The organism is Bradyrhizobium genomosp. I (2014) (assembly GCF_000261685.1).
Taxonomy (GTDB): Bacteria; Pseudomonadota; Alphaproteobacteria; order Rhizobiales; family Xanthobacteraceae; genus Bradyrhizobium.
The window spans coordinates 1-6,187 of sequence record NZ_AJQE01000184.1; the positions used below are offsets into that span (position 1 = coordinate 1).

A 6,187-nucleotide genomic window follows, 5' to 3' on the forward strand; every position below is an offset into this window, starting at 1 on the left:
TGCCGAAGAGGCCGCGAAGGCGCCGGTCAAGGACGTTGCCAAGGAAGTCACCAAGCCTGCGCCGCAGCCGACGGTCGCCGGCGTCGATGCGCGCCGCGACAGTGACGGCCTGCGCGTGACGTTCCCGGTTCAGGTTGCAACGCCGGCGGCGGCGTTCCGCCGCGGCGACACGGTGTGGCTGGTGTTCGATACACCGAAACCGATCGATGTCGAGGCGATCCGCACCAAGGGCGGCGCGATGATCGGCGAGGTCGGCCGCATTCCGCTCGACAAGGGGCAGGCGGTGCGCATCCGTCTCACCCGTCCGCTGGTCTACTCGCTGACGAGCGAGGAGGTCGGCAAGGAGACCAACTGGCTGTTGACGCTCGCCGACAAGATCCAGGCGACCCCGCTGCCGCTGATGATGTCGCGCAACATCACCGATCCCGCGCTGGCCAATATCGCGATCCCCTTCGCCAATCCGGGCCTGCTGCACAAGCTCACCGACCCTGATGCCGGCGATACGCTCTATGTCGTCACCGCGCAGCGGCCGGTGCGCGGCTTCATCAAGCGGCAGGACCTCGTCGATCTCTCGCTGCTGGAATCCGCGCACGGCATCGCGATCCGGCCCAACTCCGACGAGGTCGGCGTCGAGGTCGGCTCCGACAAGGTGATCCTCGGCAAGAAGGGCGGATTGACGCTGTCGCCGGTCGACATCTCGGCCGAGCGGGCGCCGACCGCGGTGCGCCCGGTCTTCAGCCCCGAAGGCTGGCGCAAGGGCCAGTCGGAGAATTTCTGGGCGCGCCAGGGCGAGCTGATGACGGCGATCTCCAACGTCGAGCCGGCGTTGCGTTCGCTGCCGCGGCTCGATCTCGCGCAGTTCTACATGTCGCGCGCGATGTATCACGAGGCCAAGGCCGTGACCGACGTGATGCTGACCGATCCCCTCAACAAGGAGGAGAGCGGTGCGCTGATCATGCATGCGATCGCGAGCATCCTGATCGGCCGGCCGGCGCAGGGCCTGAAGGATCTCGCCAATCCCGTGATCGGCAACAGCCATGATTCCCAGCTCTGGAAGGCGCTCGCCTATGCGCGCCAAGGCAAATGGGCAGACGCGCGCGAGAAGTTCAAGAACGTCGAATTCGCCATCGCCTCGCTGCCGCTCGACATCCAGCGCATCGTGACGATGGACGCGATGCGCGCCTCGCTCGAGGTGAAGGACTATGCCGGCGCCTCCAAGCGCCGCAGCGAGCTCGAGGTGGTCGGCGTCCCGCCCGAGGCCGCGCCCGGCTTCGCCGTGCTGCGCGGTCGGCTCGCCGAGGCGCTCGGCCACGACAAGGATGCGCTCGACGACTACAGGTTCGCGGTCGCCTCGAACGACCGTCCGGCTGCGGCCGAGGCCAAGCAGCTCGAGGTCGCACTGCGGCAGAAGCGCGACGAGATCGGCAAGGAAGAGGCGCTGCGCGAGCTTGAGACGCTGTCCATGACCTGGCGCGGCGACGCGATCGAGGTCAAGACGCTCCAGATGCTGTCGCAGCTGTATGCCGAGAACGGACGTTACCGGGACGCGCTCACCGCCGCGCGCACCGCGACGAGGCTCCAGCCGAACGCCGAAGCCTCGCGTCAGGCGCAGGATCTCGCCTCCGACCTGTTCACGCAGCTATTTCTCGGGCCGAAGGGCGACGAGCTGCCGCCGGTCGAGGCGCTCGGGATGTTCTACGAGTTCCGCGAGCTGACGCCGATCGGCCGCCGCGGCGATGAGCTGATCCGCCGGCTCGCCGACCGTCTCGCCTCGATCGATCTGCTCGATCAGGCCGCCGAGCTTCTGCAATACCAGGTCGATCATCGCCTTGAAGGCGCGGCGCGCGCCCAGGTCGCCGCGCGGCTTTCCATGATCTATCTCGCCAACCGCAAGCCCGACATGGCAATCACCGCGCTGCGCGCGAGCCGCATCAGCGATCTCTCCGGCGAGCTCCGGCAGCAGCGCCTGCTGCTGGAAGCGCGCGCGCAGAGCGACGTCGGCCGTCACGACCTCGCGCTCGACATCGTCTCCAACGTCTCGGGGCGCGAAGTGCTCCGTCTGCGCTCCGACATCTTCTGGGCGGCGCGGCGCTGGCGCGAGTCCGCCGAGCAGATCGAACTCTATTACGGCGACCGTTTCCGCGACTTCAAGCCGCTCAATGCGGTCGAGAAGAGCGACATCATCCGCGCCGCCGTCGGCTATGCGCTCGCCGACGACTCGATCGGCCTGTCGCGCTTCCGCGAGAAATACGCGCCGCTGATGAGCGAGAGCGCCGACCGTCTCGCCTTCGACATCGCCAGCAAGCCGGCCGCGGCATCGAGCGCCGAATTTGCCGAGATCGCCAAGCTCGCTGCCAGCGTCGATACGCTCGACGGCTTCCTGCGCGAGATGAAGCAGCGCTTCCCCGACGCCACGGCGCGCGCGCCCGGCTCGCCGCAGGCCAGGGACGAGTCCGACCACACCGGCTCGCTGCCCACGATCCCGGTCGTGCGGCGGATCAAGATGACGCGATAGGGCTCAGCTGCGGCGCGAAGCGCGACCCGGGACAGTGCCACGGTCTCCGTCATTGCGAGCGCAGCGAAGCAATCCAGAATCTTTCCGCGGTGGCAGCCTGGATTGCTTCGTCGCAAGCGCTCCTCGTAATGACGCGGGGAGAGTGGGGTCTCGCGCTCACGCTGTGGGCTGCGGTTATTATCGTCACCGAGGTCCGCCGGCCCTTCCTCCGTCATTGCGAGCGAAGCGAAGCAATCCGGAGTCTTTCCGCGGCGGCAGCCTGGATTGCTCCGTCGCAAGCGCTCCTCGCAATGACGGAGGAGGGGCCGGCGGCGATCGTCGAGGGCGGACGGGATGCGGGCAGCACTTGAAGCTTGCCTCATCCCCCGTAACTCTGCACCAGACTCCCCGCCACCAGCGACCAGCCGTCGACCAGCACGAAGAAGATCAGCTTGAACGGCAGCGAGATCGTCGCCGGGGGCAGCATCATCATGCCCATCGACATCAGCACCGAGGCGACGACGAGGTCGATGATCAGGAAGGGGAGGAACAACAGGAAGCCGATCTCGAAGGCGCGCTTCAGCTCGGAGATCATGAAGGCGGGGACGAGAATGCGCAAGGCGAGCTCGTCGGGAGTGGCCGGCGGCGGCTCGCCCGACAGGTCCAGGAACAGCTTGAGGTCCTTCTCGCGCACGTTCTTCTGCATGAAGCCGCGCAAGGGGACGGAGGCGCGCTGGAGCGCATCCTCGACGCCGATCTGGTTGGCGACAAGCGGACGGATGCCCTCGTCGTAGGATTTTTGCAGGACCGGGCCCATCACGAAGAAGGTGAGGAACATCGCGAGCGCAATGATCACCGAGTTCGGCGGGGCGGTCGCGGTGCCCATCGCGGTGCGCAGCAGCGACAGCACGACCACGATGCGCGTGAACGACGTCATCATGATCAGGATCGAGGGCGCGATCGACAGCACCGTGAGCAGGGCGATGAGCTGGATCGCGCGCTCGGTGACGCCGCCGCCCTGGCCGCCGAGATTGATGCTGATGTCCTGCGCATGCGCCGGCATCGCGAGCGAGGCCGCGCCGATCAGGACAGAGAGGAAAAGAACTCTACGCGGGAGGGCCGGCAGCCTCACGAAGACGGCTTCGGACGGCCGAGCAGCGAGGCCATCTCGTCTTCGAGATTTTCAAAGCTGGTCTTTTCCGCAGCCGGCTTCGCCGGCGGGGCAGGTGGTGCCGGGGGCTCGCTGCGTGCCGCCCGCGGGGGAGCGGCCGGCGGCTCCGGCGCAACCGGAGGTGCGACCGTTTCCCCGGCCGGGCGGCGTAGGGCGGCTTCCAGCCGCTGCGCCATTTCGGCGAGATTCTGCTCGGCGCTCGAGGGCGCAGCAGCAGGTGCCGGCGGCGGCACGGGCGGAGCCTGCGGCACGGGCGGAGGCGGCGGCGGTGCAGCAGCGCGCTCAGGGCGCACTGGCGGCATCTTCACCGCCTCGCTCCCGCGCGGCGGACGCGGCATCAGCGGCGGCTCGCCGCGCGCGATGCGCGGCGGCAGCGGCTCGGGCCGTGCTTCGCGCTCGGGACGTGGCGCGGCCGGCTCCGGTGTAAAGCCTCCCAGGGGCGGTTCGCTACGACGTTCGGCCAGCGCAGGAGCAGGCCGGCGCAGTTCCTCGGCGAAGGAGGGGCGCGCGGGCCGCGGCGGCGGCTCGGGCATTTGCGGCTCGGGATGATCGAGCAGTTCGGGGCGCGGCGCTTCGTCGGCCCAGCCGCCGGCGTCGGGCATGGGCGCGAGGCGCGGCGGCTCGGCGTTGGGACGCTGCGGGAGCTGGTCGCGGCTGGGCGCGGCACGAACGATATTGGGCTCGACGACGATGTCGGTGGGCCCGCCGATCATCAGGAGATGCTCGACATTGTCGCGCCGGACCAGCACCAGCCGGCGCCTTCCGTCGACCGCGGCGGCGTCGATCACGGCGAGGCGGGGCATCCTGCCGCGCTGGGTGTTGGCACCCAGCCGGCTGCTGCCGAATCGGCGAACCAGCCACGCAGCGACGCCGATCAACGCCAGAACGACGATGAACGCGACGATGAAGGTGATAGGGCTGCCTTGCATACTTGTCCCCGACAAATGGCGCTTTTCTCGTGCCCGTGGTCAGATTGGCCAACCACCGGCATACGATGCCCCAAACTGCGATTTCTTAACGTTCCACGGCAGGTTTTGCCGTCCCCAACCCTTAATAACCCATGAATCGCCCGATCCAAAACGACTTCTTGCCCTGTGCACGCGCCGCCAAACGGTTGGGTTAATGTCGCTTTTCGAGGCGTAGAATCACGGGGTTGCAAAATCGTGTCTCGCTCGGGGACAGGCGTCGAGAGCGTCCTTAACCAGCTGTTAACCATACAGGCGGCAAATTCTGCCTAGCTTCGGACCTTGGAGGTCCGGAAAGGGCGGAAGGAGCCGCGACGATGTCCATCAACGACCTCCCGGTGCTGTCGGCGCTTCGCACCAAGATGCAGTGGCACCAGGAGCGCCAGCGCGTCCTGTCCGAGAACGTCTCCAATTCCGATACGCCCAAATTCCGGCCGCGCGACCTGGTCGAGCCGAAGTTCGACAGGACCGGCGCCGTCACAGGGTCCATGGGCCCCCTGGCCCTGACCCGTACCAGCGCCTCGCACATGACGCCATCGGGCGCGGTTTCCGCATTCGACCAGAACAGGGACGCGGGCTTTGAGACCCGCCCCGCGGGCAACGCCGTCAATCTCGAGGAGGAGATGATGAAGGCCGCCAGCAACCAGATGGACTACGCGGCGGCGACCTCGCTCTATTCGAAGAGCCTGCGCCTGCTCAAGACCGCGATCGGCAAGGGCTAGGCGTGATCCCGGGACCAGGAGAATCAGAGGCGCATCATGGCGAATGACAGCAGCGACTTTGCCCGCTCGATGGCGATCGCCACCTCCGGCCTGCGCGCACAGGCCGGGCGCATGCGGGTGATCTCGGAAAACATCGCGAATGCCGACTCGACGGCGCAAACCGCCGGCGGCGACCCCTATCGGCGCAAGGTTCCGACCTTCTCCTCCGCGCTCGACCGCACGCTCGAGGCGCAGGTCGTCACTCTCGGCAGGATCAAGCCCGACCAGTCCAACTTCCGCGTCAAATACGAGCCGAGCAATCCGGCTGCGGATGCGAGCGGCAACGTCAAATATCCCAACGTGAACTCGGTGGTCGAGATGACCGACATGCGCGACGCGCAGCGGTCCTACGAGGCCAATCTCAACATCATCAGTGCGACGCGCCGGATGATCCAGCGCACGCTCGACATCCTCAAGAGCTGAACAGGACATTTGAGACATGGCATCACCGACAATCGCCGCGAACGCCTATGCCAGCCTGGCCCGCGTGCTCGAGAACAGCGGCGCCGGCAAGGGCAGCGAGCCGACCGGGCAATCCTTTGCTTCGCTGCTGAAGGACGCCGTCGGCAGCGTCATGGAGTCCGGCCGCAAATCCGATGCGCAGACGGTGGCGATGGCCGCCGGCAAGGCCAACGTGATGGACGTGGTGACGGCGGTCGCAGACACCGACGTCGCGGTATCCACGCTGGTCTCGGTGCGCGACCGCGTGATCGCGGCATATGAAGACATCATGAAGATGCCGATCTGAATTGGGGATCGCGCTCGCCCCAATCGTCATTGCGAGCGAAGCGAAGCA

6 protein-coding genes are annotated in these 6,187 nt (G+C 67.2%); 4 read left to right on the forward strand and 2 right to left on the reverse strand.

The features are described from left to right. Nucleotides 1–2,515 (forward strand): hypothetical protein (locus IC50_RS17635; protein WP_035707323.1); only part of this gene is annotated, 2,515 nt, incomplete at its 5' end. Nucleotides 2,516–2,873: 358 nt separating this feature from the next. On the opposite strand, the gene fliP is transcribed toward IC50_RS17635, so the two are convergent. Continuing rightward, the gene (gene fliP / locus IC50_RS17645; RefSeq protein WP_035707329.1) at nt 2,874–3,626 is read right to left on the reverse strand and encodes a flagellar type III secretion system pore protein FliP; all 753 of its coding nucleotides are present in this window, start codon (nt 3,624–3,626) and stop codon (nt 2,874–2,876) included. Then, entirely contained in the window at nt 3,623–4,594 is a 972-nt protein-coding gene (locus tag IC50_RS17650; RefSeq protein ID WP_035707332.1) for a flagellar biosynthetic protein FliO, read from the reverse strand. The genes fliP and IC50_RS17650 overlap by 4 nt, the downstream gene beginning before the upstream one ends. 353 nt (nt 4,595–4,947) lie before the next feature. On the opposite strand from IC50_RS17650, the gene flgB reads away from it, so the two are divergent. The 3 genes from flgB to fliE are packed head-to-tail and all read left to right on the forward strand — an operon-like array spanning nt 4,948 to nt 6,139. Continuing rightward, the gene (flgB, locus tag IC50_RS17655; protein WP_035707335.1) at nt 4,948–5,352 is read left to right on the forward strand and encodes a flagellar basal body rod protein FlgB; all 405 of its coding nucleotides are present in this window, start codon (nt 4,948–4,950) and stop codon (nt 5,350–5,352) included. Nucleotides 5,353–5,388: 36 nt separating this feature from the next. Further along, complete coding sequence (gene flgC, locus IC50_RS17660; protein ID WP_035707338.1) at nt 5,389–5,814, forward strand: flagellar basal body rod protein FlgC; 426 nt, start codon at nt 5,389–5,391, stop codon at nt 5,812–5,814. Nucleotides 5,815–5,830: 16 nt separating this feature from the next. Then, on the forward strand, nt 5,831–6,139 hold the full coding sequence (gene fliE, locus IC50_RS17665; protein WP_035707342.1) for a flagellar hook-basal body complex protein FliE: 309 nt from the start codon (nt 5,831–5,833) through the stop codon (nt 6,137–6,139). The last annotated feature ends 48 nt before the right edge of the window (nt 6,140–6,187 follow it).